This is a genomic window from Granulicatella sp. HMSC31F03, assembly GCF_001807725.1.
Lineage (GTDB): Bacteria > Bacillota > Bacilli > Lactobacillales > Aerococcaceae > Granulicatella > Granulicatella adiacens.
Genome location: NZ_KV790846.1, coordinates 55,716 through 71,864, shown reverse-complemented (window position 1 = coordinate 71,864; position 16,149 = coordinate 55,716). Strand labels below are relative to the sequence as shown.

Below are 16,149 nucleotides of genomic sequence, written 5' to 3'. Positions count from 1 at the left end.
ATGAAACTGCTTTTAATTTGGATTTGAATCTTTGTTAAAAGCAGTTTTTTAATGAGAAGGGGTTATAAATGAAAAGAATAGTCACTTTAATGATTGCTATCCTTGCAATGGTAGCTATTTTATTTGGAGTAAAAAATTTTATTCAAAACAAAGAGGCCAAAGAAGAATCGAGTTCTTCTTCAGAACAACAACAATTGTTCCTATTTAACTGGGGGAATTATATCGATCCAGAATTAATTAAAGAATTTGAAGCAGAAACTGGAATTCAAGTGGTTTATGAAACATTTGATTCCAATGATGCGATGGAGGCTAAATTGAAACAAGGTGGAACGCGATATGATTTGGTATTTCCAAGTGAATCAAGTATTACCAAATTAGTAAATCAGAATTTACTTCAAAAATTAGACCATTCAAAGATTAAAGGACTAGAAAATATTTCTTCTTTCTTATTAAATAGTCCCGTTGATCAAGGAAATCAATACACCATTCCTTATTTCTGGGGAACGGTTGGGATTATGGTGAATACGAAGTATATCGATCCTGAAAGTATCCAAACGTGGGGTGATTTATGGAAAGAGGAGTTTAAAAACAAACTTCTTGTACTTGACGGAAACCGTGAAGCGTTAGGGATGGCTCTCCAATCATTAGGGTATTCATTAAATTCTAAGAATGAAACTGAATTAAAAGCAGCTGAAGAAAAATTGAAAGAATTAAAATCAAATGTTCGCGCAGTACTCAATGAAGAAATTAAAACCATGATGAAACTGGAAGAAGCTCCAATCGGAATGGGGTATTCTGGAGATGCAGCTGCAGTTGCAGAAGAAAATCCAAACGTACAATATATTTTACCAAAAGATGGAAGTGCCGTTTGGACGGATAACTTTGCAATTGCGCACACAGCAGTGAATGTTGAAGGAGCATATGCCTTTATTAACTTTATGTTACGTCCAGAAAATGCAGCCAAAAATGCTGAATTTGTTGGGTACGCAACTCCTAATGAAAAAGCCAAAGAGTTGATGGATCCAGAAGTCACTGCAGATGAGACGTTCTATCCATCAGAAGAAGTTATCCAATCTCTGGAACATTATGAGTTTTTAGGAAATGAATGGATAACAAAATATAATGAAGCCTTTTTAGACTTCAAGATGGGATTATAATATGCACTATTATTTAAAAAGTAAGAATATCTTCATTGGAGACACAAATGAAGCAGTACCTGCTATTTTAGAAATCAAAGATGGCGTGATTGTAAACCATTTAGATTACAATACTTCCCTTGTAGGGGAAGTTATCGATGTAGGAGACCAATTAGTGACTCCTGGGTTTATTGACGCGCATGTTCATTTGTATTTGTCTGCTTTAATTCATTTAGGAAAAATGAAAGCGGTGGGAGGAGCCTCTATTGAAGAAGTCATCACACAAGCGGAATCCATTCCTGAATATAATGGTTGGAAAATTGGAATTGGATGGTATGCGAGTGATTTTGGACAGCAAATTTTGCCAACGAATGAAGACCTTGATAAAGCTTCAAAGACAATTCCTATTTGTTTAATTGCAGGGGACGCTCATACGATTTGGTTTAATTCAAAGGCACTAGAAGTACTCGAATTAACCCCAGAAGCCATTCCACAAAACATTGGTGGAGAAGCAGTTGTAAAAGACGGCAAGCTAACAGGAGTATTTCTTGAAGCAAAAGCCATCTATTATTTATCAAAAGTATTATCTGTTTATAAAGACGATGAAGAACAGGCGTTAAAAAATTATATGTCATACTTAAACCAAATGGGTGTGACGGCAGTTGGGGATGTGGCCTTAACGGGTGAAAGTCCTGATGATATTGTATACCCTGAGCTTTACGCAAAAGTGGAAAAAGAGGCCACTGTACGTGTTAGCTTCTTCCCAGCGATGCGTGAGGCAGTAGAACAAAACCGTGAACTGTACAAAAAATACCGTTCCAAAATGCTTCAAATGGGTGGCGTAAAGCAATTTTATGATGGAGTGACAAGTTCTCATACCGCCTATTTGAAAGAGCCGTATCCAATGCCGTTCTTCGAGGGAGATGTCGGAGGGCCACTCTTAACAGAAGAAAAGATGGAACGTTTAACGCTTCTTGCCAATAAAGAAGGATGGCCAATGAGAATTCATACGGTAGGCGATAAGGCCATTGCTTTAACGCTTCAAAATTTCAAAAAGGCTCAAGAAGAAACCCCCTTTGACGCACCGTATAAATTCAACACGATTGAGCATTTAGAAGTGATGGATCCTACAGACCTTCCATTAACGGCTCAAGCTTCCCTCATTGTTTCTGTTCAGCCAAGTCATTTATTAGTCGGATATGAAACTTTAGATGAAGAAGTTGGAGCAGAGCGTGCGCGTCATATGTTCCCGTTCAAATCCTTCTTAGAAGAAGGTGCGACGCTTGGTTTTGGAACGGATACGCCAGTGGTACTGGATGTTACACCGTTTGAGTCGATGTTTAACGCGGTAGCCCGTCAAACTAGAGAACAGTTACCGGAACCTTGTTTAATGCCTGAACAACGCATTTCTATTGTTGAAGCATTAAAGGCGCACACCAGTGGTGCCGCTAAAGCATTAAGTCGATTAGATATCGGAACATTGGAAGTAGGCAATTTGGCCGATTTTGTCGTTTTAGATAGAAATATTGTAGCAGGAAATCCACAAGACTTATTAAAAGTGGAAGTGGTAGCAACCTATGTAAATGGGAAATGTGTTTTCAAAAAGTAGTTCAAAAGCTAGATAGAGTCTTCTATCTAGCTTTTTTCATATATTTTCAGCTGGATAGTTTTCTTTCAAAATTGTTGTTTTTATGAAAATGAAAAAATTAAAATCCCTTTGTTATCATAATGTAAGCACTAATAAATTTGAAGATAGTTTGAATTTCAAAATAACTTACAAAAAATAGTTTGACACTCAAAGTAAAAAATAATATACTTTGAACATCAAATGATTTGATATTCAAACAAAAGGAGAAAATCTTTTATGGAACCAACTCTAGAGACCATAAACGGGTATTTGGTGGACGTCTTTAACCAAATGCTCGACATTGAAGAATCTTCGCTGGCGCAAAGCCAATTTAATGATTTATCCATTAAAGAGATGCATGCCATTGAAGCGATTGGAATGTATAGCGAACATACGACAACGGAAGTCGCTAATAAATTGAATGTTACTGTTGGGACGCTAACAGTTGCAGTAAATGCATTAGTCAAAAAAGGCTACGTGGTACGTTTGAAGAGCGAAGCCGATCGAAGAATTGTAATTTTAGGTCTGACCAAGAAAGGTCGCTTACTTTATCGTCTTCATCGCAAATTCCATGAAAAATTAGTTTTAAAAACAATTGAAGGAATGAACGCTGAAGAAATGGCAGTTCTTGTGAAGGGGCTTCATAATTTATATGATTTCCTACACGAGGCTGTACTAGCAAATCAAGAAGGGAAGTAGACATTGTGGGGGTTCAAGTGATAGCGACAAGTTCCTATCTCCCAACGTCCGTGATCACAAATGATGACTGGGCGAAACGAGTAGATACTTCTGATGAATGGATCGTAAAGAGAACAGGAATCAAAACCCGATATTGGGCAAAAGAACAGACAACAAGTGATTTGGCAACAATTGCCGCAAAACGCTTAGTTGAAAAGAGTCAGATTAATCCTGAATCTATTGAATTTATCATTGTAGCAACGATGACACCTGATGCAGCAAGTCCTTCTTGCGCGTCTCTTGTACAAGGAGCTATCGGAGCAACGAATGCTTTTGCGTTCGATGTGAGTGCAGCTTGTAGTGGTTTTGTATTTGCATTGTCTACTGGACTAAAGATGTTAGAACACGGGCAAAGAAAATACGGAATCGTCATCGGAGCAGAAACGATGCTTAGTTCACTCGATTGGGGAGACCGCTCAACGGCTATTCTCTTTGGAGATGGTGCTGGAGCTGTTCTTTTACAAAAAGATGAAGAGCCATTTTTTTTGGCGGAAACATTACAAAATGATGGACAGAAATCTGAGGCATTAGTCGCTGGAAAAAGAATGACAAATCAAACAGTTTCAACCATGACAATGGATGGTCGAGGCGTTTATGAATTAGTCAGCAAAACTGTTCCAGTCAATATCCAAGATACTTTACAAAAGGCTGGATATACAGCTGACGATATTGATTTGTACTTGTTACATCAAGCAAATCGTCGTTTAGTCGAACAAGTGGCTAAGAAATTAAAACAACCGATCGAAAAATTCCCAATGAATATCGATCATGTTGGAAACACTTCGGCTGCTAGTATTCCGATTTTATTTAATGAACTCGTAGAAAATGGAACATTGAAAATCGGAGAACATAAAAAAATTCTTCTATCAGGTTTTGGCGGTGGCCTTGCCTGGGGAAGTATCACAATCACTTTATAATTTTTAAAATATTGGAGGAAAACACAATGACATTTGAAAAAATTCAAGCAATTATCGTAGATCAATTAGGTAAAGAGGAAGAAGAAGTACAATTAACTACTCGTCTTAAAGATGAATTAGACGCAGATAGCTTAGATTTATTCCAAATCATCAACGATATCGAAGATGAATTCGATGTGAAAATCGATACTGAAGAAGGTCTAGAAACAGTTCAAGACTTAGTGAACTACGTTGATAAACAATTAGCTGAAAAATAATCAAAAAAAGGATGGTAACACATGAAATCAAGAATCTGCGAAATGATTGGAATTGAATATCCGATTATCCAAGGAGGAATGGCATGGGTTGCAAATCCTGCGCTTGCAAGTGCTGTGTCTAATGCTGGCGGTCTAGGAATCGTTGCATGCGGACATGCTCCTGGCGAAGTCGTTAAAGGATTTATTGAAGAAATGAATCGTTTAACAGATAAACCTTATGGTGTAAATATTATGCTATTAAGTCCATTTGTTGATGAAGTAGTGGATGTTGTCTGTCAGGCTGGCGTTAAAGTGGTTTGTACTGGTGCTGGTAGTCCTGGCAAATATATGGCGAAGTTTAAAGAAGCTGGTATCACAGTTATTCCAGTTGTCGCTTCGGTTGCTTTAGCAAAAAGAATGGAAAAAGAAGGAGCAGACGCTATTGTAGTAGAAGGAATGGAAGCCGGTGGACACATTGGTAAGTCCACAACTATGGCTCTATTACCTCAAGTAGTAGATGCAGTGAGTGTACCAGTGATTGGTGCAGGTGGTATCGGAGATGGTCGCGGAATGGCAGCTGCTTTAATGTTAGGTGCCGATGCGGTTCAACTAGGAACAAGATTTTTGGTCTCTACTGAGTGTACTGCACATGACAACTTTAAAGCTTCTGTTTTAAAGGCAAAAGATATCGATACTGTTATTACTGGACAAATTACAGGTCACCCAGTTCGAGTTCTACGTAATAAATTAACGAAGATTTATCTTCAAGCAGAAAAAGAGGAAACTAGTAAAGAAAATCCTGATTTTGAACGTTTAGAAGAAATTGGACGTGGTGCTTTACGTAGAATCGTAGTGGAAGGAGATACTCAAATGGGATCAATGATGGCTGGACAAATTGCTGGTTTAATCTCAAAAGAACAAAGCTGTTCAGAGATTATTCAAGAATTGATGGCCGAATCTCATGAAGTCATCCAGAAAGAACTTGCACGTTTTTAATTAAATGAAAAAAGGGAATGGTGAAATATGCTTATTTAGCATATTTCCACCATTTTTTTACAGCGCAATAGGAGGAAACTCATGAAAATCGCATTTTTATTTCCAGGTCAAGGAAGTCAAAAACCACAAATGGGCTTAGAAATTGCTGAGCACTTCGAGGTGGCTAAAGCTGTTTTTGAAGAAGCAAGTAACGTTCTGCCATACAGTGTGACGGACATTCTTTTGGAAGAACCTGCCACACGAATCAATCAAACAGAATATACGCAACCGTTGTTATTAACGGTTTCTCATGCGTTAGCAAGTGTATTAGAACAAGAAGCCATCACACCAGATGTGGCTGCTGGATTGTCTCTAGGTGAATATTCAGCGCTTGTGGAAGCAGGAGTCCTTGACTTCAAGGAAGCTCTAAATTTAGTCGCCAAACGCGGTCAATATATGCAAGAAGCGGTTGTAGAAGGCGAAGGGAAAATGGTGGCCGTTTTAGGTCTTGAAGACAATGTTATCGAAGACATTTGTCGTGAAGTTTCTACTCCAGAAGCTCTCGTAGTTCCTTCAAACTACAACACACCAGGACAATTAGTCATTGGTGGTCATGCAGAAGCAGTAGACGCAGCAAGCGAAAAATGCTTAGAAGCTGGCGCTAAAAGAGCTGTGCCACTAGTAGTATCTGGTCCTTTCCATACACCATTAATGAAAGAAGCGAAAGTTCGCTTTGCTCCTGAGATGGAAGTGGCAGAGTTACACGAAAGTAAATGCCCAGTATTAAGCAATACGTTAGGCACTCCACATGAAGGCGTACCTTCAAAAGACGTTCTCTGTGATCAAATTACGAATGCCGTAAAATGGAAACAAAATGTAGAGTGGATGCTTCAAGACGGCGTGGATGTCTTTATTGAAGTAGGTCCTGGAAAAACATTGACGCAAATGGTGAAACAAATTGCTAAAGCAAAAGGTACTTCTGTTCAATTATTCCAAACAGATAGCCTTAAAGCAATGTCAGAAACCATTGAAAAAGTAAAGGAACTGAAAGGATAACGAAATGAAATTTAAAGATAAAACAGTTGTTGTAACAGGGAGCCGTCGCGGGATTGGTCTTGGAATCGCATTAGAATTTGCCAAACTTGGTGCTAATGTTGTTTTAAACGGTACTCGTGAAATTGATGCAGAAACACTTGCACAATTTGATGTTTATCCTGGTGAAGTAATGACGTTTGTTGGAGACGTTTCGAAATTCGACGTAGCTGAAAACTTTATTAACGAAGTAAAAGAGCGTTTTGGACGTATCGATGTGTTAGTCAATAACGCTGGAATTACTCGTGATGGATTATTAATGCGAATGAGTGAATCTGATTTTGACGATGTAATGAATATTAACTTAAAAGGATACTTCAATATGATTCGTTTTGCGACTCCAGTTTTCGTAAAACAAAAATCAGGAAGCATTATTAACATTACAAGTATCGTTGGGGTTACTGGAAATGCAGGTCAAGCAAACTATGCTGCAAGTAAAGCTGGAATCATTGGTTTAACAAAATCTGTTGCTAAAGAAATTGGTTCTCGTGGGATTACAGTAAATGCTATTGCTCCTGGATACATCGATACAGATATGACACAAGCATTACCTGAAAAGATTCGTAATGAGTGGGAAAAACAAATCCCAGTACGTCGTTTTGGTACAGTAGAAGACATTGCTGAAGCATGTGTGTTCTTAGCGGAAACAAAATACGTTACAGGACAAGTGTTAAACGTTAACGGCGGATTATACATGTAATCTCTTAAAGGAGGAAAACAATGAATCGAGTAGTAATTACAGGAATGGGAGCCATCACTCCTTTAGGAAATGATGTAGCAAGCTTCTGGGAAGGCCTTAAAGAAGGTAAGAACGGAATTGCTCCAATTACAAAATTTGATAAAAAAGACTTAGATGTTTATGTGGCTGCTGAAGTGAAAGACTTCGATGCTACAAAATACATGGATCGTAAAGAAGCAAAACGAATGGATTTATTCTGTCAATACGGACTTGCAGCAGCAATGCAAGCGGTAGAAGACAGCGGGATTACTCCAGAAAATACAGACTACGATCGTTTTGGTGTTATGGTGGGTTCTGGTATCGGTGGGTTAACCGTAATGGAAAGCCAAATCATTAAAATGCATGATAAAGGTCCGACTCGTGTAGCTCCATTATTTGTTCCAATGGCTATCGGTAATATGGTCGCAGGAAATATCTCAATGAAAATTGGTGCACGTGGTGTATGTACGTCATTAGTAACTGCTTGTGCAACAGGAACTCATGCCATCGGGGAAGCATTCCGTAACATTAAACATGGATACTCTGATGTGATTTTAGCCGGTGGTGCAGAAGGTTCTATTTGTGAAATCGGAATTGCAGGTTTTGCGGCTTTAACGGCTCTTTCAAGCAGCGAAGATCCAAATGCAGCTTCATTACCATTTGACAAAAAGCGTGGCGGATTCGTAATGGGAGAAGGAGCAGGGGTTCTTGTTCTTGAAAGCCTAGAACACGCACAAAAACGCGGTGCTAAAATTTATGCAGAAGTCGTTGGATATGGTGCTACCGGAGATGCTTATCATATGACTGCTCCAAATCCTGACGGAAGTGGTGCTGGTAAAGCAATTCTACAAGCTATCGAAGAAGCAGGAGTAGCTCCAAGCGAAGTAGACTATGTGAATGCTCACGGAACAGGTACTCCAGCAAACGATTCTGCTGAAACAACTTCAATTCGTTATGCATTAAAAGAAGCAGCGGATAAGGTTCATGTGTCTAGTACAAAATCAATGACTGGTCACTTATTAGGAGCTGCAGGAGCAATTGAAGCAATTGCTTGTGTGAAGGCAGTTGAGGAAGATTTTATTCCACCAACGATTAATGTTACAGAGCAAGATGAAGCTTGTGATTTGGATGTAACTCCAAATGTTGGTGTTGCAACGAAAGTAGAAGTAGCGATCAGTAATTCACTTGGTTTCGGAGGACATAATGCCGTTATCTGTGTGAAGAAATGGAAGGATTAATACATGAACGTAGAAGAAATTAAAGAACTTATGGCTTTGTTCAATGAATCAAACATGACGGAGTTTCATTTATCAAATGAAGAGTTCGAAGTGCAATTTAGTAAACGTGAGGAATACCCTCAAGTCGTTTCTAATGCTGTTGCACCCGTTGCAAATGTGGCTAGTCCAGTGGAAGCTGCACCAGTGAGTGTCTCTTCTTCTGCTGAAACTCAGGAAGCACCACAAGTCGCAACAGATGCAAAATACATTACAAGCCCAATCGTTGGGGTGGTTTACTTACAATCTTCACCGGATGCAGATCCATTTGTACAAGTGGGTAAACAAATTACTTCAAACGACACGGTATGTATTGTCGAAGCAATGAAAATCATGAATGAAATTAAGAGCGACTTCAACGGTGAAGTGGTGGAAGTCCTTGTAGAAAACGGCCAAATGGTTGATTTCGGACAAAAATTATTTGCGATTCGCTAAACCCAATTTTAGGAGGAAATAAAGATGAATATTATGACTGTAACTGACGTAGCTGAGTTAATTCCTAACCGTTACCCAATTTTATATATTGACCGTGTTGATGAATTAGTACCAGGTGAACACGTAGTGGCACGCAAGAACGTGACATTTAACGAAAGCTTCTTCCAAGGACATTTCCCTGGTGAACCTGTAATGCCTGGTGTGTTAATCGTTGAAGCATTAGCACAAGCTGGATCAATTCCATTATTGAAATTAGATTCTTTTAAAGGAAAAACAGCTTACTTAGGCGGATTAAACAATGTTAAATTCCGTCAAAAAGTAACTCCAGGAGATGTGTTAACACTTCAAGTGGATATCGTTAAATTAAAAGAATATGCAGGAATCGGTAAAGGCGTTGCTTATGTTGATGGTAAGAAAGTCGCAGAAGCTGAATTAACCTTTATTATTGGACGTTAAGCCTATGTTTAATAGAGTACTAATCGCAAACCGTGGAGAGATTGCTTGCCGTATTATTCGAGCTTGTCGTGAGTTAGGAATTGAATCGGTAGCAGTCTATTCCCAAGCGGATAAAGATGCTCTTCATGTACAATTAGCGGACCACGCTGTCTGTATTGGCCCAGCTGCTTCAAAAGATTCTTACTTAAACGTAGAAAATATTTTAAGTGCGGCTGTGACTACTGGCGCACAAGCAATCCATCCAGGATTTGGATTTTTATCTGAAAATGCGAAATTTGCTAAAATGTGTGCAGAATGTCAAATAACTTTCATCGGACCTTCTAGTGAAGTTATTTCTCAAATGGGAGATAAAGCAGAAGCACGTAAACAGATGATTGCAGCAAATGTACCAGTTATTCCAGGAAGCGATGATGTAGTGCCAACTGTAGAAGAAGGGATTGAACTGGCTAAGCGAATTGGATTCCCTCTGTTAATCAAAGCTGTCGCAGGTGGCGGAGGAAAAGGAATCCGTCGTGTGGAGTCTGTGGAAGAATTTGAACATCAATTTGTCACAGCTCGACAAGAAGCCTTACAAGCCTTTGGAAATGCAGATGTGTACATGGAAAGAATCATTTATCCTGCAAAACATATTGAAATACAAATCTTAGCGGATCAACATGGAAATGTGGTCCATCTTGGCGAGCGTGATTGCTCACTTCAAAGAAAAAATCAAAAAATCATTGAAGAAGCCCCAAGTCCTTCTCTTTCTTCTCAACTTAGAAGAGATATGGGAGAGGCAGCTGTTCGAGCCGCTAAAGCAGTAGGGTATCAAAATGCAGGGACCATCGAGTTTCTTGTAGATGAGGACAAACACTTCTATTTCATGGAAATGAATACCCGAATTCAAGTGGAACATCCTATTACAGAAATGATTACGAATGTGGATTTAGTCCAACAGCAAATCAAAATTGCTGCTGGAGAAGAGCTTCCGTTTACCCAAGAGGATATCTCTTTTTCAGGACATGCCATTGAGTGTCGTCTAAATGCTGAAAATCCGTTTGAAGGATTCCGTCCTTCTCCAGGGAAAGTAACGTTCCTTCATCAACCTGTTGGTGGAATGGGCGTTCGTATTGAATCTGCTCTATATACTGGTTATCAGATTCCACCTTTCTATGATTCGATGTTAACGAAGTTGATTGCACATGGAAAGACACGTGAAGAAGCGATTTTAAGAATGAAACGCATGTTATTTGAATTAGTAGTAGAAGGTGTAGATACCAACCAGGAATTTGTGGAAGATTTATTAGATTCTTCAGCATTCAAACGCGGCGATTATACAACTGCTTATGTTGAATCGGAATTTTTGAAACATTGGAATCAGCCTAAAGAGAATTAGAATGATTTAGTAAAGGAGTGATTAGATGGGTCTGTTTAAAAGACGATCGTATATCACCATCAATCGTATAAAAGTAGACTTGTCTGAGCAGTCTGAGTTACCTACTGTACCAGATGGAAAATGGATTAAATGTCCTGGTTGTGGTAAGACCGTCTACAAAGAAGATTTAGGGGCACTAAAAGTTTGTCCAAATTGTGATGCGCATTTTCGAATTAGTGCTTCAGAACGTTTAGCCATTACGGTCGACAAATTCGAAGAGCTTTTTGAAGATGAAAAACCAAAAGTGGATGTGGCATTTCCAGGGTACGAAGCGAAATTAGAAAAAGCAGCAAAGGTTGCTAAAGAAAATGAAGCTGTTACTGTTGGGATTGCTACCATTGGGGAAGAGACCTTCATTTGCTGTGTCATGAATTCATTTTTTATGATGGGTTCAATGGGACAAGTTGTTGGTGAAAAAATCACCAAGGCTTTTCAGGAAGGAATCAAACGCCAATTGCCAGTAGTTATTTTTACTGCTTCTGGAGGAGCTAGAATGCAAGAAGGGATTTTTTCTCTGATGCAAATGGCTAAAATTTCTGGAGCGGTTGAAGAACATCATCAAGCTGGATTATTTTATTTAACCGTATTAACAGATCCAACTACAGGTGGGGTAACAGCTAGTTTTGCGATGCAAGGGGATATTATTCTTGCTGAACCTAAAGCCATCGTAGGATTTGCAGGGAAGCGAGTTATTGAACAAACAATGAATCAACAACTTCCTGATGATTTCCAAACAGCGGAAACCGTTCTAGAGCAAGGTTTTATTGATGCAGTGATTCATCGTAAAGAGATGAAAAAAACAATTCATAAACTTCTTGTACTTCATAGAAAGGAGTCAAATGCATGAAACCGATGAAAATTGTTTCGTTGGCGCGTGACGTGAATCGTCCAACGACAAAAGAATGGATTACAGCTGTATTTGACGATTTCATTGAATTACATGGAGATCGTTATTATGCAGATGATAAAGCTTTAGTAGGTGGGATTGCTACCTTAAATGGAACTCCTGTTACCGTTATTGGGATGGAAAAAGGGCATACTCTTCAAGAAAATCTCAAAACGAATTTTGGCCAAGTGCATCCAGAAGGATACCGAAAAAGTGCACGATTGATGAAGCAAGCGGAGAAGTTTAATCGTCCAATTGTTACCTTTATTAATACAGCGGGTGCTTTTTGTGGGGCTACTGCAGAAGAACGTGGAATCGGAGAAGCTATCGCGGATAATCTTCGTATTATGAGTCATCTCAAAGTTCCTATTATTGCCATTCTCTGTGGTGAAGGTGGTAGTGGTGGAGCCTTAGGGTTGGCAGTTGCTAATGAAGTTTGGATGATGGAGTACGCGATGTATTCTATTCTTTCTCCTGAAGGATTTGCATCTATTTTGTGGAAAGATGGATCGAAAGCTGCCCAAGCTGCTGAACTCATGAAATTTACTTGTCATGATTTATTAGATCAAAAAATTGTTGACCGAGTGATTTTTGAGAAGAAAAAATCCAATGAACAAATTGCATCAGAATTACGTGAGGAATTAAAAGTGCAATTAGATTTTTGGATGAAAAAATCGAAAGAGGAGATTGTATCTCGTCGATTAGAACGATTTAATCAGTATTAAAAATGAGTAAAATCAAGGAGCCTGACTTTGTTGTTAGGCTCTTTTTTGTTATACTAAAGTTACCATTTTCATTGGAGGGATTGTTTATGACACGTTTAGAAAAAGTAAGAAATTCCATGAAAGAACAAGAAATTGATGGATTCATTGTTTATAGTCCATACAATTTACGTTATTTAGCCAACTTTACTGGAACAACTGGATTTGCATTAATCACATTGACAGATGCTTATTTTGTAACAGATGCTCGTTATACACAACAAGCACAACAGCAAGCACAAGGATTTCATGTGATTGAACACAAAACAGGTTGGGTTCCGGCGTTTGAAAAAATCATTCGCGAAAATGATTTAAAATTTGTAGGATTTGAAGCAGATCATGTTACAGTTTCTCAATTAGAGATTTTTGAAGATGCATTTGATACAGCATTAATTCCAACACAAAACATTGTCGAAAAAATTCGTGAAGTGAAAGATGCTGGAGAAATCCAAACGATTCGTGAAGCTTGCCGTATTTCAGACGCTGCATTTTTACATATTTTAGACTTCATCAAACCAGGTGTGACTGAAATCCAAGTGGCTAATGAATTAGATTTCTATATGCGTGGATTAGGTGCGACAGGAGTTTCATTTGATACAATCGTTGCAAGTGGAGTTCGTTCTTCAATGCCTCACGGAGTTGCGAGTGCGAAAGTGATTGAAACTGGAGACTTAGTAACACTAGACTTTGGTTGCTACTACAATGGTTATGTGTCAGATATGACTAGAACGATTGCAGTAGGTGAACCTATCGACCAATTAAAAGAAATTCACGATGTTGTCTTGCAAGCTCAATTAAAAGTGAGCCAAGCAGCAGGCCCTGGAAAAACAGGCGTAGAATTAGATAAAATCGCTCGTGATTATATCGCTAGTCGTGGATATGGAGAATACTTCACTCACTCAACAGGACATGGTATCGGTCTTGAAATCCATGAAGCACCAAATGTTTCTCGTATTGCAACACAAGCATTTGTACCAGGAAATGTGATTACAAATGAACCAGGAATTTATCTTCCAGGTGTGGGTGGTGTTCGTATTGAAGATGACATTATTATTAATGAAACAGGTGCTGAAGTCATTCAACAAGTTCCTCGTGAGTTAATCATCCTTTAAAATGGACCGTAGTTGTTAGAATACCTGTTTCATGGTAAACTAAATAAGACTGAGAAAATCTTTTAAAGAGTAATTTTCTAGTAAAAAAGGAGGTTACAAAATGGAACAAATGAAGAAATATTCTAAAGATAAAGAACTAGGAGCAATTGAAATTGCACCTGAAGTAATTGAAAGTATTGCAGGGATTGTAGCTGCACAAGTAAAAGGATTTTATCCTGTTCCTGGCTTTTTAAATACCATTTTTGGTGGGAAAGAATTATCTAAAGGGGCATACTTAACAGAGGAAAATGGAGCCTTTGTGATTGATATTTACGGAAACGTAGACTATGGGGTTTCAATTCCTAAAACAGCATTATTATTACAAAACAAAATTAAAGAACAATTGCTATTCAGTTGTGAACTTGTTATTTCACAAGTAAATGTTCATGTTCATGATATTTTACCGGTTAAGCAAGAAGAAACTGAATTATTTGAATTGGGGGATGAATAGTGAGTCGAAAACCATTAAAAAGACGAGCACTACGTGTATTGGCAATTCAAGCATTATATCAATTAGATATGACTCCTGAAATGCACATTGTGGATGCGCTCAGTCTTGCGTTGGAATGCTCAGAAGATTCACCTTATTCTAGCGATGCAATTACGGAAGAAGATTTATTAGACGAAGTTCCGGAAATTACTTACAGCATAGCATTAGTAAGAGGAGTACAAAATAATCTCGAAAAGATTGATGGATTAATTGAAAAACACTCTAAGAGATGGAAATTAAATCGTATTGTACGTTTAGACTTGATTATCATGCGAGTTGCAATCTTTGAGATGACTTCTCCAGAATTAGAAGTTCCACAAACTGTAGCGTTAAACGAAGCAATTGAAATTGCCAAAACATACAGTGATGAAAAATCAGCGAAATTTATTAATGGTATCTTATCAAACTTTGTAAATGGGTAAGATTCTACTACACGAAGAGTCTGAAGCAAACGTTTCAGACTCTTTTTTAAAACAGGATGCGAGAAAAGGCGCTTATAGGCGATGACGGTTCGCAGGTTGGCCGTAAGCGGTCAAGAAGACCGTGCGGACTAACCTCGAAAGGCTTGAGCCTATGCCTTTTCGAACTCAACTAAAAACAGGATGCGAGGGCGAGTGGTCAGCTTTCGACCCTTTACCGAAATTAACGCAAGCGTCCGATAAGGACGTGCGGATAATTGTCGGAAAGGAACGCGAAAGCTACGAGCCCGAACTCAACTAAACAGGATGTGAAGCAGAAAGACAGAAGCAAAGAATATTCTCACAGTGCGAGCATATTCTGCTTCGTAGTCTTTCGTTCGCACAGTTTATTAGACTTTCTTGAATCACGAGTGATGAAAAGAAAGTCAATAAACCACTGCGCCTAAGTCATGTCACACCCCATTGAATGCACTAAAAAATTATCATATATGATAATTCACGCATTTGTTAATTTCACTATACATATTTTATTTTTATCAATTTAACAACATTATTTTAAGAAAAAGGAGACTTCTATGACGCAAATTCTAGATGGGAAAGCATTAGCTGGAAAAATAAGAGAAGGACTAAAACAGGAAGTACAACAACTTTCTAAGAGTGGAGTAACTCCTTCACTAACGGTCATTCTTGTTGGAGAAGACCCAGCTAGTCAAGTGTACGTACGTAACAAAGAACGTGCGGCAACAGAAGTAGGCATTCATTCAAATGTGATTCGCCTCGCTGAAGAAACAACACAAGAAGAACTATTAGAATACGTGAATACACTGAACCTTGATGATAGCGTTCACGGTATTTTGGTGCAATTGCCCTTGCCAAAACACATCGATACAGAAGAGGTCTTAGAAGCGATTGTTCCTGAAAAAGACGTCGACGGTTTTCACCCAGTAAACTTAGGAAAGTTACTTCAAAAAGATGAATCGATTGTCCCATGTACTCCACAAGGAATTATGGAATTCTTCAAAGAATACAATATTGACCTTGCTGGAAAAGAGATCGTTATCATTGGTCAAAGTACAATTGTGGGACGGCCAATGGCACTTTTAGGATTGAATCATGGAGCAACAGTTACGGTTTGTCATAGCCGTACAAAAGATTTAGCTAAAGTTGCTAAACGAGCTGACATTCTCATTAGTGCAGTAGGGAAAGCAGGACTTATTACAAAAGACTTCGTAAAAGAAGGAGCCGTTGTGATTGATGTTGGGATTAACCGTAATGAAGCTGGAAAACTCTGCGGAGATGTTGATTTTGAAGAAGTGGCGCCACTCACAAGTGCTATTACACCAGTTCCTGGCGGAGTTGGTCCGATGACCATTGCGATGTTACTAGCCCAAACCGTAAAAAATGCTAAAAGTAAGAAGGAGTAG

The 16,149-nt window shown here is 38.6% G+C and carries 18 protein-coding genes; all 18 read left to right on the top strand.

Annotation, left to right across the window (positions count from 1 at the left end; genetic code table 11):
* Window positions 1–68 precede the first annotated feature (68 nt).
* Window positions 69–1,157: an ABC transporter substrate-binding protein gene (locus tag HMPREF3106_RS01915; protein ID WP_070444078.1), complete on the top strand. Its 1,089-nt coding sequence runs from the start codon at window positions 69–71 to the stop codon at window positions 1,155–1,157.
* Window position 1,158: 1 nt separating this feature from the next.
* A complete protein-coding gene (locus HMPREF3106_RS01910) occupies window positions 1,159–2,745 on the top strand; it encodes an amidohydrolase (protein ID WP_005605270.1) in 1,587 nt (528 codons plus the stop codon).
* A 255-nt stretch (window positions 2,746–3,000) separates the two neighbouring features.
* Window positions 3,001–3,462: a MarR family winged helix-turn-helix transcriptional regulator gene (locus tag HMPREF3106_RS01905; protein ID WP_070436654.1), complete on the top strand. Its 462-nt coding sequence runs from the start codon at window positions 3,001–3,003 to the stop codon at window positions 3,460–3,462.
* Between the two features lie 5 nt (window positions 3,463–3,467).
* Window positions 3,468–4,418, top strand: coding sequence for a beta-ketoacyl-ACP synthase III (locus HMPREF3106_RS01900; RefSeq protein ID WP_005605273.1), 951 nt, complete (start codon window positions 3,468–3,470; stop codon window positions 4,416–4,418).
* 26 nt (window positions 4,419–4,444) lie between these two features.
* Window positions 4,445–4,675 (top strand): acyl carrier protein, encoded by a 231-nt coding sequence (locus HMPREF3106_RS01895; protein WP_049554630.1) that lies wholly within the window; start codon window positions 4,445–4,447, stop codon window positions 4,673–4,675.
* A 21-nt stretch (window positions 4,676–4,696) separates the two neighbouring features.
* Complete coding sequence (gene fabK, locus HMPREF3106_RS01890) at window positions 4,697–5,650, top strand: enoyl-[acyl-carrier-protein] reductase FabK (RefSeq protein WP_039848752.1); 954 nt, start codon at window positions 4,697–4,699, stop codon at window positions 5,648–5,650.
* An 81-nt stretch (window positions 5,651–5,731) separates the two neighbouring features.
* On the top strand, window positions 5,732–6,685 hold the full coding sequence (gene fabD, locus HMPREF3106_RS01885; RefSeq protein WP_070444075.1) for an ACP S-malonyltransferase: 954 nt from the start codon (window positions 5,732–5,734) through the stop codon (window positions 6,683–6,685).
* Between the two features lie 4 nt (window positions 6,686–6,689).
* Window positions 6,690–7,421 carry a 3-oxoacyl-[acyl-carrier-protein] reductase gene (gene fabG, locus HMPREF3106_RS01880; protein ID WP_070444072.1) on the top strand — a complete coding sequence of 244 codons (732 nt, stop codon included), beginning with the start codon at window positions 6,690–6,692 and terminating at the stop codon, window positions 7,419–7,421.
* A gap of 20 nt (window positions 7,422–7,441) precedes the next feature.
* Window positions 7,442–8,677, top strand: a complete 1,236-nt coding sequence (gene fabF / locus HMPREF3106_RS01875; protein WP_049554626.1) for a beta-ketoacyl-ACP synthase II — start codon at window positions 7,442–7,444, stop codon at window positions 8,675–8,677.
* 3 nt (window positions 8,678–8,680) lie between these two features.
* Window positions 8,681–9,148 (top strand): acetyl-CoA carboxylase biotin carboxyl carrier protein, encoded by a 468-nt coding sequence (gene accB, locus HMPREF3106_RS01870; RefSeq protein WP_070444069.1) that lies wholly within the window; start codon window positions 8,681–8,683, stop codon window positions 9,146–9,148.
* 24 nt (window positions 9,149–9,172) lie between these two features.
* A complete protein-coding gene (gene fabZ, locus HMPREF3106_RS01865; protein ID WP_049554624.1) occupies window positions 9,173–9,604 on the top strand; it encodes a 3-hydroxyacyl-ACP dehydratase FabZ in 432 nt (143 codons plus the stop codon).
* 4 nt (window positions 9,605–9,608) lie between these two features.
* A complete protein-coding gene (locus HMPREF3106_RS01860; protein ID WP_070444066.1) occupies window positions 9,609–10,979 on the top strand; it encodes an acetyl-CoA carboxylase biotin carboxylase subunit in 1,371 nt (456 codons plus the stop codon).
* A gap of 25 nt (window positions 10,980–11,004) precedes the next feature.
* Window positions 11,005–11,865, top strand: coding sequence for an acetyl-CoA carboxylase, carboxyltransferase subunit beta (gene accD, locus HMPREF3106_RS01855; RefSeq protein ID WP_005605287.1), 861 nt, complete (start codon window positions 11,005–11,007; stop codon window positions 11,863–11,865).
* Complete coding sequence (gene accA, locus HMPREF3106_RS01850) at window positions 11,862–12,629, top strand: acetyl-CoA carboxylase carboxyl transferase subunit alpha (RefSeq protein WP_070444063.1); 768 nt, start codon at window positions 11,862–11,864, stop codon at window positions 12,627–12,629. The genes accD and accA overlap by 4 nt, the downstream gene beginning before the upstream one ends.
* Window positions 12,630–12,715: 86 nt before the next feature.
* Window positions 12,716–13,777, top strand: coding sequence for a M24 family metallopeptidase (locus HMPREF3106_RS01845; RefSeq protein ID WP_070444060.1), 1,062 nt, complete (start codon window positions 12,716–12,718; stop codon window positions 13,775–13,777).
* A gap of 100 nt (window positions 13,778–13,877) precedes the next feature.
* Window positions 13,878–14,267, top strand: a complete 390-nt coding sequence (locus tag HMPREF3106_RS01840) for an Asp23/Gls24 family envelope stress response protein (protein WP_049554619.1) — start codon at window positions 13,878–13,880, stop codon at window positions 14,265–14,267.
* The gene (gene nusB / locus HMPREF3106_RS01835; RefSeq protein ID WP_070444057.1) at window positions 14,267–14,728 is read left to right on the top strand and encodes a transcription antitermination factor NusB; all 462 of its coding nucleotides are present in this window, start codon (window positions 14,267–14,269) and stop codon (window positions 14,726–14,728) included. Before HMPREF3106_RS01840 ends, nusB begins: the two co-directional genes overlap by 1 nt.
* Before the next feature lie 572 nt (window positions 14,729–15,300).
* Window positions 15,301–16,149: a bifunctional methylenetetrahydrofolate dehydrogenase/methenyltetrahydrofolate cyclohydrolase FolD gene (folD, locus tag HMPREF3106_RS01830; RefSeq protein WP_070444054.1), complete on the top strand. Its 849-nt coding sequence runs from the start codon at window positions 15,301–15,303 to the stop codon at window positions 16,147–16,149.